Source organism: Leisingera sp. ANG59, from assembly GCF_013317235.1.
Lineage (GTDB): Bacteria > Pseudomonadota > Alphaproteobacteria > Rhodobacterales > Rhodobacteraceae > Leisingera.
This window is the reverse complement of sequence record NZ_WLCM01000046.1, coordinates 1-18,213: the sequence shown is the minus strand read 5'-3', so window position 1 is coordinate 18,213 and position 18,213 is coordinate 1. Positions and strand designations below refer to the sequence as shown.

The window sequence follows — 18,213 nt, the reverse complement described above, 5'->3', positions numbered from 1 at the left end:
AGGCCCTGAGGTCCTCCCCGAAAATCGGACAGTGACGGAAGCTACGATCTGACGTCTGTTGGTCTCCAAGAACGAGGAGATCAGAACATGTCGAAACGCAGGAACCATGACGCGGGCTTCAAGGCTCGTGTGGCGCTGGAAGCCCTGAAGGGCGTGCGCACCGTGTCGGAGCTGGCCTTTGAAGCGGGCGAGCTGGAATGCACCAGCGTCGGCGCCGATACGCTGGCGGGTTGTGTCGCAAATTTTTCGGCAGGCTGAACACAAGTGTTTTGCTGGACACATTTATCCTGCCAGCGCCGCGAACTGCTGAAAGGCGGTGCCGCCGTTGCCGGCAAGCTGACCCTTTCGGATCATATGCGCGGTCTCGATCCCGGCCTGGGTTGCCTGGGCAGATGCGAACGACTTGAAGCCCAGCATCGGCCGGGTCAGCTTCTTGATGAAGCGGTGGTCCTGCTCAACGATGTTGTTGAGGTGTTTGACCTGCAGAACCTCGATCAGCCAGAACCAGCCAGAACCAGCCNAGTAAGGCTGAGTGCGAAAGCCCCCTTTAAGGCCATGATCGGTGCAAATTCATCGATTTCGTTCCAGCGTCCGATAGATCGTTCGGCGCGAGACCGAGCAAATTTTTCGGCAGGCTGAACGCAAGTGTTTTGCTGGACACATTTATCCTGCCAGCGCCGCGAACTGCTGAAAGGCGGTGCCGCCGTTGCCGGCAAGCTGACCCTTTCGGATCATATGCGCGGTCTCGATCCCGGCCTGGGTTGCCTGGGCAGATGCGAACGACTTGAAGCCCAGCATCGGCCGGGTCAGCTTCTTGATGAAGCGGTGGTCCTGCTCAACGATGTTGTTGAGGTGTTTGACCTGCAGAACCTCGATCAGCCAGAACCAGCCACTCAGGATCAGCAGGATGTTCATGTTCTCCAGGCCGGCCAGGTTGGCGCCGCTCTTGTCGATCACCACCTTGTCCGGCCAGCCGTAGCTCTGGATCGTTCGGGTGAAGAATGCGGTTGCCGCAACCTCGTCGCGGCGCTCTGAGAGCATGAAATCAAGGGTATTCCCCTCCTTGTCCACCGCTCGGTACAGGTAAGCCCACCGGCCTTTCACCTTGACGTAGGTTTCATCCATACGCCACGATCTGCCGACTTCTGCTTCTGCGCCTCGGCCGCGATGAGCGGGGCGTATTTCACCACCCAGCGGTTCAGGGTAGCGTGGTCAATATGCACCCCGCGCTCGGCCAAGATTTCTTCGAGATCGCGGTAGGAGACAGCGTACCGGACATAGAAATACACCGCGTAGAGGATGACATGCTTCGGATAATGGCTGCCCTTGAATCTGATCACCCCGCCCTCCGACATTCTGCTACAGTGCCGCAGCGGGCATAGCGAAAAGGTCGACACGGCGAAAGTCAGACAGAAAGTTTGCGACACAACCTCGTCCGGAACCCAGATCGGCGTCAGCTCCCCGGCGCGAAATAGCCGTGCAAGACGCAGGGCATCAAGGCGGTCGGTCAGGACAGTTCGTGCGCCGAACGTGTCGCCGCCCGCCATGTCGAGCTGTTCCGCATCCATATCGTGACGACCGTTCTGTCGCCTGACGCCACACGCAAGATGCAGATCCTGGGCTGAAACGCAGGGACGGCCCGTCGTGGTGCCCTACCAGACGCGATCCAGCAGCGAGAGCCAGTTCTCGCCCATCACGCGGCGGATCTTGGTCTCGGACCATCCGGCGCGCTCCATCGCCGCCGTCAGGTTCGGAAAATCCGCGATGGACTCCAGCCCGTCGGGAAATTCGACCTCCCAGATTTCGGTGAGCTGGCGGGCATAGCCCTTGTCGCGGTTCAGGTATTCGAAAAATTTCGCGCCGTATCCCATGGTGAAATCGGTGCCGAACCCCACGCGCTCCTCGCCCACGAGATTCACGATATAATCCATCGCGGCGACGTAATCGTCCACCGATGCGCCATTGCCGGCGGCAAGGAAGGGCGGGAACATCGTGACGCCCACGAAGCCGTCGTGATCGGCAATGAACCGCAGCTGTTCGTCGCTCTTGTTGCGGGGATGCGTCTTGAGACCGGCGGGCAGACAATGCGAATAGGCCACCGGTTTTTTCGAAGCGAGGATCACCTCCTCGGAGGTTTTCGGCCCCACGTGGCTCAGGTCGCAGAGCATCCCAACGCGGTTCATCTCGGCCACCACTTCGTGGCCGAAATCCGACAGCCCGCTGTCGGTGCTCTCGTAGCAGCCCGACCCGACCAGGTTCCTTGTGTTATAGGTCATCTGAACGATGCCCACGCCCTGCTCCTTGAATAGCTCGACGAAATCGAGCTGGTCCTCGAATGCGCTAGTGTTCTGAAAGCCCAGAACGATCGCGGTCTTGCCCTCTGCCTTGGCGCGGCGGATATCGGCGACGGTTCTGGCCTTCACGATCAGGTCGGCATTCTCGCGGAACTGCCTGTTCCAGGCGCCGATGGCCGACATGGTGTCGCGGAAATTTTCCCAGACCGAGCAGGTGCAATTGGCGGCGGTCAACCCGCCCTGCGCCATGGCTTCGAAAACCGGGCGGCCCCAGTCCGAGATAATCAGCCCGTCAAAGACGATCAGGTCGTCGTGCAGCGTTGTCATGTCGTGGTCCTTCGTCAGAGATAGATTTCGCGCACGATGGCGTCGTGATCGCCCGCCATGGCGCGGACATCGCCGCCATCCACAACCTCGCCATCCCGCAGGACGATGAAGCGGTCGGCGGCGCGGAAGGCGAGGTTGAGGTTCTGTTCGACCATCAGCATGGTCACCCCGTCCTCTTTCAGCGTGTCGATGATCCGGGCGATCTCTTCGCAGAACTGCGGCGAGAGGCCGCCCGAGGGCTCGTCGAGCAGCAGCAGACGCGGTTGCGACATCAGCGCGCGGCCGATGGCGACCATCTGCTGTTCGCCGCCCGAGAGCGTGCGCGTTGCCTGCCTGCGGCGCTCGGCCAGGCGCGGAAAGCGGTCATAGACCAGTTTCAGCGTCCGGCTCAGTTCCCTGCCGCCCCGGCGCATAGCGCCAAGCCGCAGGTTGTCCTCGACGGTGAGGTCGGGGAACAGGTCGCGCGCCTGGCTCACCTGGGCGATGCCATGGGCAAAGATCCTGTGCGGCGGCAGGCCCGCGGTTTCGATCCCGTCGAACAGGACGGAGCCGGAGCTGGGTTTCACAAAGCCGCAGACGGCGTTGAGCGAGGTCGATTTTCCCGACCCGTTGGCCCCCAGCAGCGTCAGGCATTCGCCCGGCAGCACATCGTAGGTGGCGCCGCGCAGGATCGGTTTTTTACCATAGCCCACATGCAGGTCCCGGATCTTCAGAAGCGGTTCAGGAGTGTCCAAGGTAAGCCTCCAGCACGGCGCGGTCTTCGCGGATTTCCTCTGGTGTCCCCTCGGCGATACGCGCGCCCGCCGCCATCACCAGGATGCGGTCGGCGGCGGCCATCACCAGTTCCACCGCGTGTTCGATGAGCAGGATGCCCACCCCCTTTTCACCGGCGAGCCGATGGATGATGTCCATCATCTGGGCTCGGGCGACGGGCGAGAGCCCCACCGCGGGTTCGTCCAGCAGCAGCACCGGCGGGTCCGAGGCCACGGTGCGCACGATCTCGACGATCCGCTGCTGGCCGCCGGACAGATCGCCGGCCCGCGTGTCGGCCATGTGATCCATCGACATGAGCTTGAGCAGCTCGCGGGCGCGGTGAATGTTCTCGGCTTCGGATTTCAGCGCCTTGGAGCGGCCGAGCAGGATGTCGAGAAAAGATCCCTCGGTCTGCGCGTGCAGCCCGGTCAGCACGTTTTCAAGCACCGTGAGCGCCGGGAACAGCCCGCCGTTCTGGAAGGTGCGGCGCACCCCCTGTTCAGCGATCGCGTGCGGGGTCAGCCGGGTCAGCTCACGCCCGTATAGATGCACTGTGCCCGAGGTCGGCGTCACATAGCCCGAGATCGCGTTGAACAGCGTGGATTTCCCCGCCCCGTTCGGCCCGATCACCGCGCGCACCGCGCCTTCCTCGAGCGTGAAGGAGACATCGTCCAGCGCGGTCAGGCCGGAGAAGCGGACGCTCAGCCCTTCGATAGTTAGAAGATCGGTCATGACTCCTCCCGGTAGTAACGTTCGACGAAGATCGGCGAGAGACGGCGCAGCAGGCTGGCAAGACCCATCGGCATTGCTACAAGCACCGCGGCGACGATCAGGCCGAAGAACAGCTCTTCCATGCCCGGGAAGGCGCGCAGATATTCCGGCAGCGCGGTCAGCAGCACCGCGCCCAGCACCGCCCCCAGAACCGAGCCGAGCCCGCCGACCAGAACCATCGCGAAGGAGGCGATGAGATGCAGCATACCGAAGCTTTCGGGGAAGACATGGCCGACATGCCGGGCAAAGAGCGCGCCCGCACAGCCCACCACGAAACCGGACCAGATGAAGGTGACAAGGATAACCCGCGCGGTCGGGATCGCCAGCGAGGCGGTCGCCACCTCGTTCTCGCGCACGGCCATGACCGAGCGGCCGAAGCGCGAGCGCATGAGGTTCAGCGTGGCCTTGACCAGAACGACGGTCACGCCAAGGAAGATATAGAACTTCAGCGTGTCGTCGCTCAGCGAGATGCCGAACACCACCTCGCGCGGCAAGGGCAGCCCATCCGTGCCACCAGTCAGCGGCTTGGTGTGCAGATAGGCCCACCGCATCAGCTCGCCAAAGGCCAGCGTGATGATCGCGAGGTAATAGGAGCGGATGCCGCGCAGCGCGGCGGCAGAGGCAAGAAAGCCGCCAAGCGCTCCAAGAGCGCCGGCCAGCGGGATCGTGACGATCCAGGGCAGGCCGAACTTGGCCGTGAGCATCGCCGAGGCATAGGCGCCGATTCCAAAAAACGCGGTGTTGGCAAAGGCGAGCTGGCCGAGGTTGCCGATCACCAGGGTAAAGCCCAGCGTCACCAGCACCGAGATCAGCATTCCGTTGACGATGAACTGGGTATAGGCGTTGGTGGCCAGCGGCAGCAGGAGCAGCAGCGCGGGAACGGCCCAGAAGGCCCAGATGCGCAGGCTGCGTTGGCGGGCGGACGGCATGATCGTGCTCATGATCCTACACCTTCACCACGGCCTTGCGCCCAAACAGCCCCTGAGGGCGGATGAACAGCACAAGCACGATGATCACATACGCGGTGATCTCGATCAGCGCGCTGTCGAGATAGGCGCCGGAATATTGCTCGGCTAGGCCCAGCAGGATGCCGCCCAGAACCGCGCCGCCCAGCGAGCCGAAGCCGCCCAGCGTCATCGCGGCAAAGCCTTTGATAAGAAAGCTTGCGCCCAGATCGGGATGCAGCAGCGAGACCGGCGCCACGAGGATGCCGCCAAGCGCGCCAAGCGCCGCGCCGATGCCCCAGCTGAAATCGTTGAACCGCTCGACATTCAGGCCGATGAGCCGAGCGCCGCGCGCGCTTTGATAGACCGCCTGCACCATCTTGCCGAGATCGGTCAGCGCGAGCAGGCCGAAGAACAGGATCAGCAGCACCATGACCGTGCCGATGATGAAAACCGCATCGCCGGTGATCACGAGATCGCCGATAAAGATCGGCTCCATGTCGAAGACCGGGGGCATCGGCAGCACTTCGCGGCCCCAGACCATGCGCGCGATGCCGCGTAGCACGTAGCCCGCCGAGATGCACATGAGCGCCAGCCCGATATGCGGCCCGCCCCAGGTCGGCCGGATCAGCCCCTTGCTGAACAGCACGCCCAGCACGAACATGGCGATCATCGCCAGCGCCGCCGCCGGCAGGAAGGCGATCCCCGCCAGCACCACCAGCACGTAAGAGAGGAAGGCGCCCGCCATGACAAAATCGCCATGGCCGAAATTCACCACCGTGGTCGAGCGGTAGACCACCGTCAGCGACAGCGCGATGAGGGCATAGATCGCCCCTTGGGCGAGTCCGCCCAATGTCAGCTGCATCAGCATCGGTATTGCTCCTGAAAAAGGCCGGGCACGGACGGGCCGTGCCCGGCAGTCGGGGGAGGTTAAGCTTAGTAGGGCTGGCCCCAGGCTTTCAGGACGGTCGGTTCTCCGTCGACAAAGCCTGCAACGGCAGAGCCTTTGACGCCCTGGTGGTCTTCGGGCGTCCATGTGATCGGATCCGACAGGATGCCGGTGTCGAATTCGCGCACATCTTCCAGCGCAGCGATCAGCTTGGACCGGGTCAGATCCGGGCCGACGGTCTCCAGCGCCGAGACCAGCGCCTCGGCCGAGCCGATGGAGACGAAGGAGAAGGTCGAAAGCTCTTCATCGGGGTAGAATTTATGGATCATGTCGCCCCAAGGCTTCATCTTCTCGCCGTCGAGATTGTCCACATAGGAGTGGATCACGTAGTAATTCTTGACGGTGTCGAAATCACCGGTCCGCTTCAGCGTGTTCTCGAGATCGGTGCCGGCGGTGCCCATGACGGGAATGTCGCCCATGCCGTATTTCTTGAGATCGCGCAGGAAGATGGCGGTTTCCGCTTCATAAAGTGCCGCGATGATGAAGTCGGGCTTGTTCTGGCGCATCTTCAGCACTTGCGCGGTGGCGTCGGTCTGGCCGCGCTCCATGGTCAGCTCGACCGAGGGGTTGACCCCCTGCTCTTTCAGATAGTCGCGCGCCGGGTTGGAGTAGCTGTGTGCCCAGTCGTTGGAATGTTCGATGATCGCCACGTTCTTGGTGTCGGGCTTGGAGAGTACGAAGGCGGCCATGGCGCGGCCATTTGCGCTGCCGGTGGGAACGCCGTGAAAGATGTTCCCGGCTAGAGGCGTCGAGATCGAGTCGCTCACCGCGTGGGCCACGATCCAAGGCAGGCCCGTCTCTTCGATGGTCGGCCGCAGCGCCAGCGCGACGCCCGAGCAGGAATTGCCGTGCAGCATGAAGACCTCGTCCTGCGAGATCAGCTTCTTGGCGGCCGCCAGGCCCTTGGCGCTGTCGCAGGCGGTATCTTCCTGCACGGCGACTAGCTTGCGGCCATGCACCCCGCCCTCTTCATTGACCTTGTCGTAATAGGCCATCATCCCGATCAGCGCCTTGCTGTAGGAGGAGGCATTTCCGGAGAACGGCCCCATCACGCCAATGGTGATGGCATCGTCGGTCAGGCCCCGGGTTTCCCAACCGTCGTCCTGGGCCAGGGCCGGTGCCGCTGCAAAGGCGGCCGCGGCCATGAGGGAAGTCAGCTTTTTCATTTTCTACTCCTGTTGAACGGTTCCGTCTGACGCGGCTTTGCGCCGCTCTTGGTGGGGCAGAACCCCGTTTTAAAAACCGACTGACCTGTTTTTTTATGGGTGCGGCCGGACCTCTTTCTCCTTTCGCTCAGGTGTTGCTGGTTGTGGGGCGCACATGGATTACAAGGATCGTCTTCAGCGCCAGAAGCATCTCGCGGAAATAGCCGTCGTCGCGGCGCAACACCGCCTGCACCGCCATGCCGCGAAACACGTTCATTGCCAGGTTCAATGCGACGCGCGAGGTCACCACATCCGGGTTCACGGACACGAAGGTCTGCGACCAGGTCGCCTCAAGCCCCTTGTGCAGATTGAGGATCAGCGGCGCGAGTTGTTGCCTCAGCTCGGTATCGCCCCGCGCCGCGACGATGATCTCGAGCGAGGAATAGAACCAGTCGCCGCGCAGCACCTCTTTCCAGACCGCATCGAAGAACGTGTCGCAATCCAGCGCGCCGTTGCGCAGATCGGCGGCCAGCGCCTCGATCCCGGCAGCGAAATTCGCAAACATCTCTTCCGTGGCGGCAACGATCAGAGCCATCTTGTTTGGGTAGTGATGCGTCTGTGCGCCGCGCGACACCCCGGCCCGCTTGGCGATACCGGAGGTGCTGGTATTCGCATAGCCGACATCCATTAGCATCTGAACCGTCGCGGCAAGCAGCAGCCTGCGGGTTTCGGTGCTCCTCTGGTCCTGGGTGCGTCGTGTCGATACGGTCATTCTGCTCCTCGTTAACAAACAGGCTAGTTGGTTTTTTTGGGTCGGTCAAGCCTGCGTGCAGTTCTTGGCAGGCGGCGCCGCTGAAAACGACCGCATTTGATCCGCTTTGCGGCATGGATGGCCACCACATTGATGCATGGTTCAAAATCTGGATACAGCCCCCCCTTTCCCCGAAGATTTATGCGACACGTACGAAGACCGCACGTCCGAGGGCGGTCTTGCGGTTCAGGGCCTTGGCTGCGATCATGCTTTCAGTGACTTGTCGGTCGAATTCCCTTGATTTCAGGCCGGGGCCAATGGCGGATTTGCGGCGCCCGATCTGGGCGTCGACGAGGGCGCGGCTGTTGTACCCCGTCTCGGATTACCATGCCATCCGGCCATGTATGGCGATGTGCTCGATATGAGCGTCGCGCTGGTCGTTGCGTCCCAAGACGGCGGTCTTTGGCGGCGGGATGATGATCTCGACATTGGACCCGAAGGCCTCGGCGAGGCCTTGTTGCACAAATCGGCTTGGGGATTCACTGCGTGAATCCAGTGTGATAGCTGAAACAGCATGAGCAGTTGGGCCCCTACGAAGTACAAGACCAGGAACTGGCCTTCGTACAACACAGCACTGAACGACTACCGGCTGGCGCCGGTAGGATCGGCGATATGATTGTCGAGGTACTGAAGTACGATGTCTTCGGTGATGGCGCCGTTGGTGGTTGAAAAATACCCCCTCCCCCAGAACCGGCAGCCCCAGTAGCGCTTGCGGATCGCCGGGAACTCCCGTTGCACCCTGTAGGACGAACGGCCCTTCATCTTGCGCACCAGATCCGAGATGGCGAGCTTCGGCGGCACGGAAACGAACATATGCACATGATCGCTCGACAGCACCCTGCGCAAGATGGCGACCCCGTTCTCGGCACAGACCTGGCGGCAGATGTCGCGCACCCGCAGGCGCAATGCCCCGCGCAGCACCTTGTAGCGGTACTTGGTGGACCACACGATATGGTAGCGGTGGTAGAAAACGCAGTGCTTGCCGGTGTCATATTGCATGCCCTTACCCTCCGGAAAATGAGCCTCCGGACCGGCTGCGGCTCATTTTCCGGAGGGTAAGGGCATAACAGGATTCTTTCACGCTAAAGCGGGTCCGGCTGGAAGCCGGAGGGTTTGCTCCAGAGAGTGGATACTAAAGCAGCGGGGATCACTTTCGATTTGGTTTGATCCCGAGATGGTCCGGGCGCCGCCGGCCCCGCGTCTGGGCCTTCTGCGACGGCAGCTTGGGATCCTTTGAAATGCGGTATCCGGTCGCCCGGCTCATCCCGGCCTTGGCTGCGGCGACTTCGGTGGGGTGGTCTTGTCTCAGCTTCATGAAAAGTCTCGTCTGTTGATCGGTTACATGGCGCCCCGGCACAAAGGTGGTTCCCCATTCCTGAAAACCACCAGCGTAACGGGCCGGCCGCGATCACAGACCCCAAAAACGGGCGAAGCGGCGGACGCGTGCCTCCGGTCGGGCTACGCCCTCCCTCCGACACACGCCCGCCGCAACGTCTCATCCTGATTGACGCGGAATCTCATCCAGTTTGTCGCGCAGCACACCGATATCGACAGCGACCGGATGCTGATCCATGTCGAGAAAGGCAAGGGCGGCAAGGATCGCAAGGTAATGCTGTCGCCTGGCCTTTTGGCGCTTCTGCACGACTATTGGCGCGAGGCGCGGCCGGATGGCTGGCTCTTTCCAGGCAAGCCCCGGATCAATCCGCTCTCACCCCGCCAATTGCATCGTGCCTTCAGCGCAGCCAAGCATCTGGCTGGGATCAAGAAGCCGAGGAGCACGCTGCACAGTTTGCGCCACAGCTTCGCAACCCACCTGCTAGAAGCCGGAACAGATGTGCGGGTCATTCAAGTTCTGCTTGGGCACGCCAAGCTGAGCACGACGGCGCAATACACCCATGTCGCGACCAAGCTGATCCGCGACACCGACAGCCCCTACGAGTTGCTGGTGCAGCTCCGGGACCGAAGGTCGGAGTGACGCGCGCGGGCAGTGCCGCGCCCGAAGCTGGAGGTTGCTGACATCTTTCGAACCCACGGTCCTGCCTATCGGCGGGCCAATGTCGGGCATCTGAACCTGGCGCAGTTGAAGGCCATGTCAGCGATTGAAGCCTGCCGAACGGAGGCGCTCGGCGGGCATGTGGCAGCCTGCACCAAGTGCAACCACCAGCATATTGCGTATAACAGCCGCCTTATGGGCAAATCCGGTAATGGGGAGTTGGCGTGCCAATATGTGCGTCTTTTGCTGAGTTTCAGCCCATTTTTGTCTCCATAACAGAACGGTCCTGTGTCTCCGTCGACGCGGCCACTGATGGCCGATCACAAACGGGGACGAACATGTTGGATTTCTATTTCTCGGCACCGAAGATGCTGGGGCATTTGCAGGCTGGGCCAAGCGGACCATACCTTGACGGTTTTGCCGCCGCGCTCAATCATCAGGGCTATTGCGCTGACACGGCGGTAAGATATTTGCGGGCGGCAGCGCATCTCGGCCATATCATGGCGCGGGCTGGGACAATGCCGAGCGACATTGATCTGGCCGTGGCATGGAATACGCGATCGATCTGTGCATGCGCTTCATCGGAGATCACGGTTTCCCCGGCCTCAGCCAGCTCCTGCAGACGGGCGGCAAGATTTACCGCATTTCCGGTGACCGTGTATTCGCTATATGTCTCGCTTCCGGTGCCACTGGCGACAACCTGCCCGCTGGCAATTCCAATATGGGCCTGTAACCCCGAACCGCCAGGCGGATTTACCCGGGCAATGGCGGTGTGAATCTCGCAGGCGCACCGCACAGCAAGCTCGGGGTCGCGGTCATGCGCCACCGGCGCGCCGAATACGGCCATGACGCTGTCGCCGATATGCTTGTCCACGGTTCCTCCGTATTCATTGACGAGTCCGTCCACCACCTGGAAGAACCGGTTCAAAACACCGTGCGCAGCTTCCGCTCCGATACGGCCCGCCAGCGCCGTAAAACCGGCGAGATCGGCGAAGAGAACGGTCACCTGGCGCCGCTCCGCCTCCTGTTTTGGCCGCTTGGCTGTCTTGCGGTGGGCCTCGTCCTGCGGCGCCGCAAGCTGCGAAATCGCTTTCAGCAGCTTGCGGCGATGCCCAACAGATACCACCCCGATATCTGTTAGGTCCTGGGCTGTCAGATCAAACAGCGTCTCATAATCAATGTCGTTTTCGGCGAAGGCTTTGGCACAACGCTCCAGGCCAAGTCCTGTTAGCCATTCCGAGATTTCCCTCATTGGCGAATCCGGTCACATTTTGACGAGCCCTGTGCGGTGGCTCATCTTGGTATTTTTAGCGCGATATGGCTTGGGATCCATCTGCGGCAGACACGGCCGGTCAAGCCTGCCTTCTGTCCAACCTCATTTCTGTGGACCAATTCGAAGTACAGTTTCGGGCAATGGCGGGCGCATATTGAGCGCTTGATGGTACTGCACCGCTGTGGCCAGCTACTTGCCTCAGAAGGGTATATCTGCTTTGACCGAGAACAGCTGAAAACACAGGTGAAATATGGCAATTGATCTAAAGGGGCTGAGTGCCGCTGAATTGGAAGCGCTGGCCAAGGAAATCGAAGTCCGCAAAGTGGAAGTAGAGGACGAGGCAAAGAAAAGCGCTTATGCCGAAATGCTGGCCATTGCGGAAAAACATGGCGTGGCATTTGAAGAGGCTATTGCTCTGCATGGCGGAAAGGGGCGTAAGTCAAGCGCAAAGGCACCTGCTAAATACGCCAATCCAGCTGACCGATCCCAAACCTGGAGCGGCCGCGGGCGTAAGCCTGCTTGGGTCCACGAAGCTTTGGAAGCTGGGAAGCCCCTCGAGGATCTTGAGATCTGAAGCAGCAATTCATTTGTTGGACTATCGCAGGCGGCACCACGTACAGTTGCGCGGGGCGCAATTGGCAACATGGGCTGCCTGCCGTCATTCACGCCTGGCGCGGCGAACGCCCGGTCGGAGCCCACACCGGAAGTGTCGAAGTTCTGCAGTGGGCGTACGCAAGTAACCTGTACGCTGCACTGCCGAATTTCTTCCACCGAATGGCAGAAGGAAACGCAACCATTCCGCCTGTTCCCGGCTTCCACCGCATCCGGTGCATAGGCTACTTGGCGCAAGGGAGACAATGAAGCACTAAGAACGTACACAAAACCAAGCCCAGAAGGCACTTCATTGGATTTAGTGAAGACCAATGGTGTTGCGCACAACCGCTTGTCTCGGAAGGCCTCGCAACCAAAGTACAGAGCATAGTTTTTGCCAGTCAAGAGCTGTGAAACCCCTTTTTCGACACCTCTAAGTTGATCGGTGGGGTTTCCCTGACCTAGACTGGCATCACGTGGACTTTTAACGCTTAAGTACTTTTCAAGTTCAGCTGCCGATCCTGGCTGCTTGCACAGTCTGGGGCACAAATATGAACTTAAATTTAATAAATCTTCTGTGCGCTACCCTAACCTCATCGGTTTTGGCAATGACTCTAACCTGCGGGGAGGCTTCGGCAGATATGGAAATTGATCTAAATAGCCAGGAATCAATTAATCTAGACGTGACCGTTGATGAGGCAGATGAGTACGGATTGTATCTTCTCCTCAAGAAGGGAAGACCTGGATTAGCCCAAGAGTTGATTAAGAATGGATACGATCTTGGATTGCCAAATCAAACCTCGAATGAACCGGAATTGCTTACATTCACAGTAAGGATGTACTCTATAAGAGGTGGGCATCGCGAATTGGCCTTTCAAAGGAAGAGGTTGCTGCCTCGCCTGCTAATGGCTTTTAATGAGTGGTATGGGCTGGAATTTGCATCAAGCGAACTCTCTGCGGGTGATTATGTTATGGAGGTAATGCCCGAAGGCAGTGACCATAGATTAGAAAATATACCATCCAGAATTATTTTCATGAAGGCAATTAGGGGTAATTGATATGCCTTATACAGTTACTGTACATGTGGCGGAGCAAGGAACTACGACGAGCGGCGGAGGAACCAGCGCGACTGGCCACATGTGGTATTCCGTAACGGATTCAGATGGAAACTCTCGGAGCTTTGGCTACGCACCAATTAATTCAACGCCCTATGGCGATGGCGCGATTACATATAACGATTCTAGCACTTACATTGACCCGGTCTACAGCAACACACTTCCAATTACTGATCAACAGGCTGCCAGGCTTATTGATTTTGGCGATAACATACAAAATTATCCGTCATTTAATCCCGATAAGTACAATGTAGTTTTGAACAATTGTATTGATTTTACGGAAGCCGCTTTGGGTGAAGCTGGCATCTCTACACCAAAATTTGATATGTGGCCAGGTAACAACATTGATGAGATTAATGAGATTACCAACCCGGAGTTGGACCAAGGAGCAGAAGCACCCACTCAAGAGCCAGAAGAGACTAAGGTATCCGACCTCTATGACGCGTTTGAGGATTTTGCTCCAGGTTGGCTGGATGACCTTAACGACCTCTTCAACCCACCGCCAATCGATCCGATTGTCATTGACCTGGACGGCGACGGGGTAGAGCTAACGCCTCTGGACGGCTCAGAAGCACGATTTGATTTGGACGGAGACGGGTTTGCCGAACGGACGGGCTGGGTCAGCCCTGATGACGCACTGTTGGCCGTGGACCGGAATGGTAACGGCCAGATTGATGATATCTCGGAGCTTATGGGCTCTCAGGACCAGACCGGCTTCGCTGAGGTGGCGGAACTCGACACAGACGGCAATGGCGTCATCAATGCCAATGACGCTGGCTTCGGGGAACTTCTGCTTTGGCAAGACCTGGACGGTGATGGGGAAAGCGATGAAGGCGAGTTGTTCTCACTGGAAAGTGCAGGCATTTCTGAAATCTCCCTGAATGCGGAAGACGTCGATGGAACAGATAACGGTAACACTACTGTTGCCTCTTCCGAAGTGAAATTTGACGATGGCAGTACCTCAGAAGCTGTGGAGGTGTTGTTCGATCTATCTCAGGCTGAAAGTACTTACATCTTGCCTGACGACTTCGCTTATGACGAAGGCGTGTTCAATATGCCTTTCCTTCCTGGATTTGGGGAAGTGCCTGATCTTTGGGTCGCGATGTCGCAAGACGCAGAACTTAAACAGAATGCCGAAGAGCTGATTGCTGAAGCGAGGTCTGGGGATTTCTCGGGTTACAATGCAGGGTTGGACGCGCTTCTCGCCGATTGGTCCGGTGTTCTTGGTACGAAATGGTTGCCGGAAGCTGGTCCGGTTAGCGTCATTTATCTTTATGACGAAGAAGATAAAAACCCTCACGGCTTTGACCCATATGATACTAACCCACCTGCACCTGATTTCTTTATCTTTGATTTCCCATCGTCCCTCGAGAATGGGAACGACGGTCCTATTGGAGGGAGCTATTTCGATACAGAGTTCATTCAGCAGTTTGCGGATCAAAACGGTTTGGCAACCCCATCTCTGGAGTATTTCCCGTACCACACACTAAAAGCTGCAACGTTGAATGCTGATTTTGAAACAGATCCCATTCGCATAACCCCTCCTCCGGATTGGGGCGTTGGCGGCGCACCAAAATTCGATGGAAAGGTAACCGTCAGCTCGAACAAAGGTTCCATAACCCTATCCGATGACACGGAGCTTCCAGATCTCGGCGCTGAAAAATTCGCTTTTCTGCAAAAGATAATGGGACAACCGTACGCACGGGCAGAGGACTTCCTTTCCAATGAAAAAATCCTTCCGTTCATTCCTGAGCCGGACGCTGTTGCCGCGCTTGCAGAGCAGTATGACAATGTAAGCGACTACTTTGAAGCCCGTTTCCTTGTGCAAGCGGCACATTCTATCGCCGCACAGGAGGGACAGGAAGCCGACCTCGGCGCCCTGGCGCCATTTGAACATCTATTCTACAACCCCTTTACTGATAGTATCGGCGGCGACATCAGCGAGTTCGTATCTGGTGTTGTAGACGGTTTTCGCACTCAGAACTATGGCACTGATGAGGACGCTCTGGAGCGGCTCGCTGCATTCAGGCACGATCTTCCGTTCCTTGCCGCTGTTGTGGCAGATGCTTATCAGGACATTGATCGCTCACTTATCAAGACTGCATTTCAGATTGACCTTCTCATAGAAGGTGGTTCCGAAAACGACACTATTACCGGTTCGGGCAATGATATGCTTTTGGGCTACGAGGGGGACGACCATCTTTCGTCTCAAGATGACTCATCGATATTCATGGGGGGAGACGGAAACGATACACTGCTCGGCGGTGACGGCTCGGATACCTATGTCTATGCCTTCGGAGATGGGAACGACATTATTGGTGATTTCAGCCTCAAAAGCGGTAGTGACCGTTTGGCTTTCACTGACGTGAATGTAACGGACGTCACTTTTTCGCAATCTTCGGACGAAGATCTGATCATCACGTTGAGCAATGGTGAGACGGTGACCATTTTGGACCAGTTCGCCAACGGAATTGAAGAAGTCGAAGTTATTCAATTCTCCGATGGAACGGAACTAGATGTTCTGGATACGATTGCAAAAATGATCTCCGACTCCAACGGGGAAGGCGACGACTTGGTACGCGGCAGTTTCCGAGACGATCTGTTTGTTGGCGGGGCAGGAAACGACACTTTACTAGGTGGGGACGGCTCGGACACTTATGTCTATACTCTCGGCGATGGTAATGATGTCATCAATGACTACAGCATCAAGCAAGGCGTTGACCGGTTGGTGTTTTCAGATGCAAATGCATCTGAGGTTAGCTTCTCCCAGAATACCGACGATGATCTCATAATCACTCTGAGCAACGGCGATACAGTCAGCATCGTTGATCAGTTCAGAAACAGCTCGTCTGAAACTGAGTTGATCGAGTTCGCTGACGGTACAGTGCTGGATGCTGATGAGATAGCGGTTAGAACAATCAATGACCAGAACGGTGAAGGTGATGACGCTGTTCTTGGCAGTTACCGTGACGACGTGTTCCAGGGCGGCGCGGGCAATGACACTTTGGTAGGTGGGGATGGCTCGGACACCTATGTCTATACTCTCGGCGATGGTAATGATGTCATCAATGACTACAGCATCAAGCAGGGCGTTGACCGGCTGGTGTTTTTAGATGCAAATGCCGCCGACGTTAGCTTCTCCCAGAATGCCGACGATGATCTCATAATCACTCTGAGCAACGGCGATACAGTCAGCATCGTTGATCAGTTCAGGAACAGTTCGTCAGCAATCGAGCTCATTGAGATTGCGGATGGCACAGTACTGGACGTTGATGAAATTGCGTCCAGAGTAATCAATGACCAAAACGGTGAAGGTGACGATCTTGTTTTGGGAAGCACCGGTGATGACGAATTTCAAGCAGGCCAGGGCAACGATACTCTGCAAGGCGGGGATGGCTCCGATGTTTATCGTTATGGCCTCGGTGATGGAAACGATGTCATATCTGATTACAGCAGCAAAGCAGGGACCGACCGTCTAATTTTTACCGATGTAAACTTGGCGGATGTTAGCTTTGAGCATAGCTCTGGCGACGACCTGATAATCCGGCTGAGCAACGGCGAGACAGTGACAGTTGCCGACCACTTCGCCAACGCATCTGAAAGGGTGGAACTGGTCGAGTTCGCTGATGGCGTAGTGCTGGATGTCGCCACAATTCGCGACAAAGTCCTGTCAGGGGGCAGCGGTGATGACTCATTGCTCGGCTTCTCTACAGATGATGATCTGCACGGCGGAGCCGGAAACGACCGTATTGACGGCGGCACCGGTGACGACAATCACTATGGCGGTGCCGGTGATGACTACCTTGTTGGCAACTCTGGCGCCGATTTGTTTGACGGCGGCGAAGGAACAGACACCCTCGATTTCACCTACTCACGCAATGGCTTTACCATCGATCTCTCTCAATCGATTGCGACCTTCACAGATGGTTTTGTGGAGCAAGTAATCAACATTGAAAACGTCATTGCTGGGCGGGGAAATAACACTCTGATTGGCTCAGATGCCAACAACTTTCTGGACGGTGGCGAAGGGCACGATACACTTCGTGGCGGCAACGGCGATGATGGGCTTGAAGGAGGGCTCGGCGACGATGACCACTACGGAGGAAGTGGAAATGATACCATCTTCGGCAGTATTGGCGATGATTTCTTTGATGGCGGCGAAGGAGACGACACAATTGATTTCTCTTATTCCAGCGACGATTTCAGCATTGATTTGAGCCAAAGCAAAGCCACATTCGCCAGCGGTTTCACCGAACAGGTCATCGGATTTGAAAACATCGTGGGCGGCTCTGGTAACAACACCTTGATCGGTTCTGAAACCGACAATCGGATCGACGGAGAAACAGGCAATGATACAGTTGCCGGAGGGCTAGGAGCGGACACCTTTGTCTTCGCGGATCAATTCGGCAGTGATCGAGTGACGGACTTTGAGGATGGAATTGACAGGCTGGAATTCGACATTGAAGGCATTGCATTTAGCGACCTAGTCATCACTGACGTTTCAGGTGACGCTCAAGTTTCGCTGTCAGGCCACGGAACCGTCGTGCTTCAAGGGGTAACTGCCGCACTGCTTACCGAAGACGACTTCCTGTTTTGAGGTCAGCTATGCTGCCCATTGACCAGGTCTGTCGTAAGAAAGTTCCGAATGACCGCCGCCGAAAGGCGGTCATTCAAAGTTGCAGATGTCACCTGGACACCAAGCCGCCCTGCAAGCGAATGCTGCATCAGCAAACACTAGGAAGGGCAACGGCAGCAAAGTCCCGCATCTCGCCCATCAAACTTCCGGCGTTGAAAGTCCGGTGTGTGCCATGAAGTGTAAGCACCCGATTTCTACCGCGGGGGCTGGTCCTTGACGCGTGCGATGATGTCGGGATCGTCGACGGAGTCTTGTAAGAAGTCGTTCCAGCGCTCCGGCGAACGCCGGGCGTCCGCGAGCATGTCCTTCAGTTCGCAGATGCCATCGTCGGTCAGCGTCGTGATGTATTTGTCTTGCCCGATCTGAACGCTGACGATGCTGCCGTAGGGTAAGCACCCGATTTCTACCGCGGGGGCTGGTCCTTGACGCGTGCGATGATGTCGGGATCGTCGACGGAGTCTTGTAAGAAGTCGTTCCAGCGCTCCGGCGAACGCCGGGCGTCCGCGAGCATGTCCTTCAGTTCGCAGATGCCATCGTCGGTCAGCGTCGTGATGTATTTGTCTTGCCCGATCTGAACGCTGACGATGCTGCCGTAGGACGCCGTAGGACAG

15 protein-coding genes and 5 pseudogenes are annotated in these 18,213 nt (G+C 57.9%); 6 read left to right on the top strand and 14 right to left on the bottom strand.

The genetic code is table 11. The features are described from left to right. Positions 1 to 87: 87 nt before the first annotated feature. Entirely contained in the window at positions 88 to 258 is a 171-nt protein-coding gene (locus GKC28_RS22650) for a hypothetical protein (RefSeq protein ID WP_174149246.1), read from the top strand. Between the two features lie 24 nt (positions 259 to 282). Here the strand turns inward: GKC28_RS22650 and GKC28_RS22645 are convergent. The 12 genes and pseudogenes from GKC28_RS22645 to GKC28_RS26940 all read right to left on the bottom strand — a co-directional run. Further along, positions 283 to 495 (bottom strand): annotated as a pseudogene (locus GKC28_RS22645) (DDE-type integrase/transposase/recombinase); the annotation flags it as partial. A gap of 168 nt (positions 496 to 663) precedes the next feature. After that, positions 664 to 1,340, bottom strand: a pseudogene (locus tag GKC28_RS22640) (IS6 family transposase). Between the two features lie 312 nt (positions 1,341 to 1,652). Then, complete coding sequence (locus GKC28_RS22635) at positions 1,653 to 2,621, bottom strand: dipeptidase (RefSeq protein WP_174149245.1); 969 nt, start codon at positions 2,619 to 2,621, stop codon at positions 1,653 to 1,655. Between the two features lie 14 nt (positions 2,622 to 2,635). After that, positions 2,636 to 3,355 (bottom strand): ABC transporter ATP-binding protein, encoded by a 720-nt coding sequence (locus GKC28_RS22630; RefSeq protein WP_174149244.1) that lies wholly within the window; start codon positions 3,353 to 3,355, stop codon positions 2,636 to 2,638. Then, positions 3,342 to 4,106 carry an ABC transporter ATP-binding protein gene (locus tag GKC28_RS22625; RefSeq protein WP_174149243.1) on the bottom strand — a complete coding sequence of 255 codons (765 nt, stop codon included), beginning with the start codon at positions 4,104 to 4,106 and terminating at the stop codon, positions 3,342 to 3,344. The genes GKC28_RS22630 and GKC28_RS22625 overlap by 14 nt, the downstream gene beginning before the upstream one ends. Then, on the bottom strand, positions 4,103 to 5,086 hold the full coding sequence (locus tag GKC28_RS22620; protein ID WP_174149242.1) for a branched-chain amino acid ABC transporter permease: 984 nt from the start codon (positions 5,084 to 5,086) through the stop codon (positions 4,103 to 4,105). The genes GKC28_RS22625 and GKC28_RS22620 overlap by 4 nt, the downstream gene beginning before the upstream one ends. Positions 5,087 to 5,090: 4 nt before the next feature. Then, a complete protein-coding gene (locus GKC28_RS22615) occupies positions 5,091 to 5,960 on the bottom strand; it encodes a branched-chain amino acid ABC transporter permease (protein WP_174149241.1) in 870 nt (289 codons plus the stop codon). Positions 5,961 to 6,025: 65 nt separating this feature from the next. Then, entirely contained in the window at positions 6,026 to 7,204 is a 1,179-nt protein-coding gene (locus GKC28_RS22610) for an ABC transporter substrate-binding protein (protein ID WP_174149240.1), read from the bottom strand. A 127-nt stretch (positions 7,205 to 7,331) separates the two neighbouring features. Continuing rightward, complete coding sequence (locus tag GKC28_RS22605; protein ID WP_174149239.1) at positions 7,332 to 7,955, bottom strand: TetR/AcrR family transcriptional regulator; 624 nt, start codon at positions 7,953 to 7,955, stop codon at positions 7,332 to 7,334. A 361-nt stretch (positions 7,956 to 8,316) separates the two neighbouring features. Further along, positions 8,317 to 8,457, bottom strand: a complete 141-nt coding sequence (locus GKC28_RS22600; RefSeq protein ID WP_174149238.1) for a hypothetical protein — start codon at positions 8,455 to 8,457, stop codon at positions 8,317 to 8,319. A gap of 119 nt (positions 8,458 to 8,576) precedes the next feature. Next, positions 8,577 to 8,993, bottom strand: a complete 417-nt coding sequence (gene tnpA, locus GKC28_RS22595; protein ID WP_174149237.1) for an IS200/IS605 family transposase — start codon at positions 8,991 to 8,993, stop codon at positions 8,577 to 8,579. Between the two features lie 172 nt (positions 8,994 to 9,165). After that, positions 9,166 to 9,351, bottom strand: a pseudogene (locus tag GKC28_RS26940) (IS21 family transposase); the annotation flags it as partial. Between the two features lie 186 nt (positions 9,352 to 9,537). Here GKC28_RS26940 and GKC28_RS22590 point away from each other — a divergent pair. Together GKC28_RS22590 and GKC28_RS22585 are read left to right on the top strand one after the other, a co-directional pair. After that, positions 9,538 to 9,969: pseudogene (locus tag GKC28_RS22590) on the top strand (tyrosine-type recombinase/integrase); the annotation flags it as partial. Positions 9,970 to 9,981: 12 nt separating this feature from the next. After that, positions 9,982 to 10,176, top strand: a pseudogene (locus tag GKC28_RS22585) (transposase zinc-binding domain-containing protein); the annotation flags it as partial. Positions 10,177 to 10,429: 253 nt separating this feature from the next. Here GKC28_RS22585 and GKC28_RS22580 read toward each other — a convergent pair. After that, the gene (locus GKC28_RS22580; RefSeq protein WP_174149236.1) at positions 10,430 to 11,239 is read right to left on the bottom strand and encodes an adenylate/guanylate cyclase domain-containing protein; all 810 of its coding nucleotides are present in this window, start codon (positions 11,237 to 11,239) and stop codon (positions 10,430 to 10,432) included. A 271-nt stretch (positions 11,240 to 11,510) separates the two neighbouring features. On the opposite strand from GKC28_RS22580, the gene GKC28_RS22575 reads away from it, so the two are divergent. The 3 genes from GKC28_RS22575 to GKC28_RS22565 all read left to right on the top strand — a co-directional run bounded on the left by GKC28_RS22575 (position 11,511) and on the right by GKC28_RS22565 (position 17,563). Next, on the top strand, positions 11,511 to 11,834 hold the full coding sequence (locus tag GKC28_RS22575; protein WP_174149235.1) for an H-NS family nucleoid-associated regulatory protein: 324 nt from the start codon (positions 11,511 to 11,513) through the stop codon (positions 11,832 to 11,834). Between the two features lie 658 nt (positions 11,835 to 12,492). After that, on the top strand, positions 12,493 to 12,909 hold the full coding sequence (locus GKC28_RS22570) for a hypothetical protein (RefSeq protein WP_174149234.1): 417 nt from the start codon (positions 12,493 to 12,495) through the stop codon (positions 12,907 to 12,909). Between the two features lie 79 nt (positions 12,910 to 12,988). Further along, on the top strand, positions 12,989 to 17,563 hold the full coding sequence (locus GKC28_RS22565) for a calcium-binding protein (RefSeq protein ID WP_174149233.1): 4,575 nt from the start codon (positions 12,989 to 12,991) through the stop codon (positions 17,561 to 17,563). Positions 17,564 to 18,005: 442 nt separating this feature from the next. Here GKC28_RS22565 and GKC28_RS22560 read toward each other — a convergent pair. Continuing rightward, positions 18,006 to 18,213: hypothetical protein (locus GKC28_RS22560; RefSeq protein WP_174149232.1), on the bottom strand; the 208-nt coding region annotated here is incomplete at its 5' end.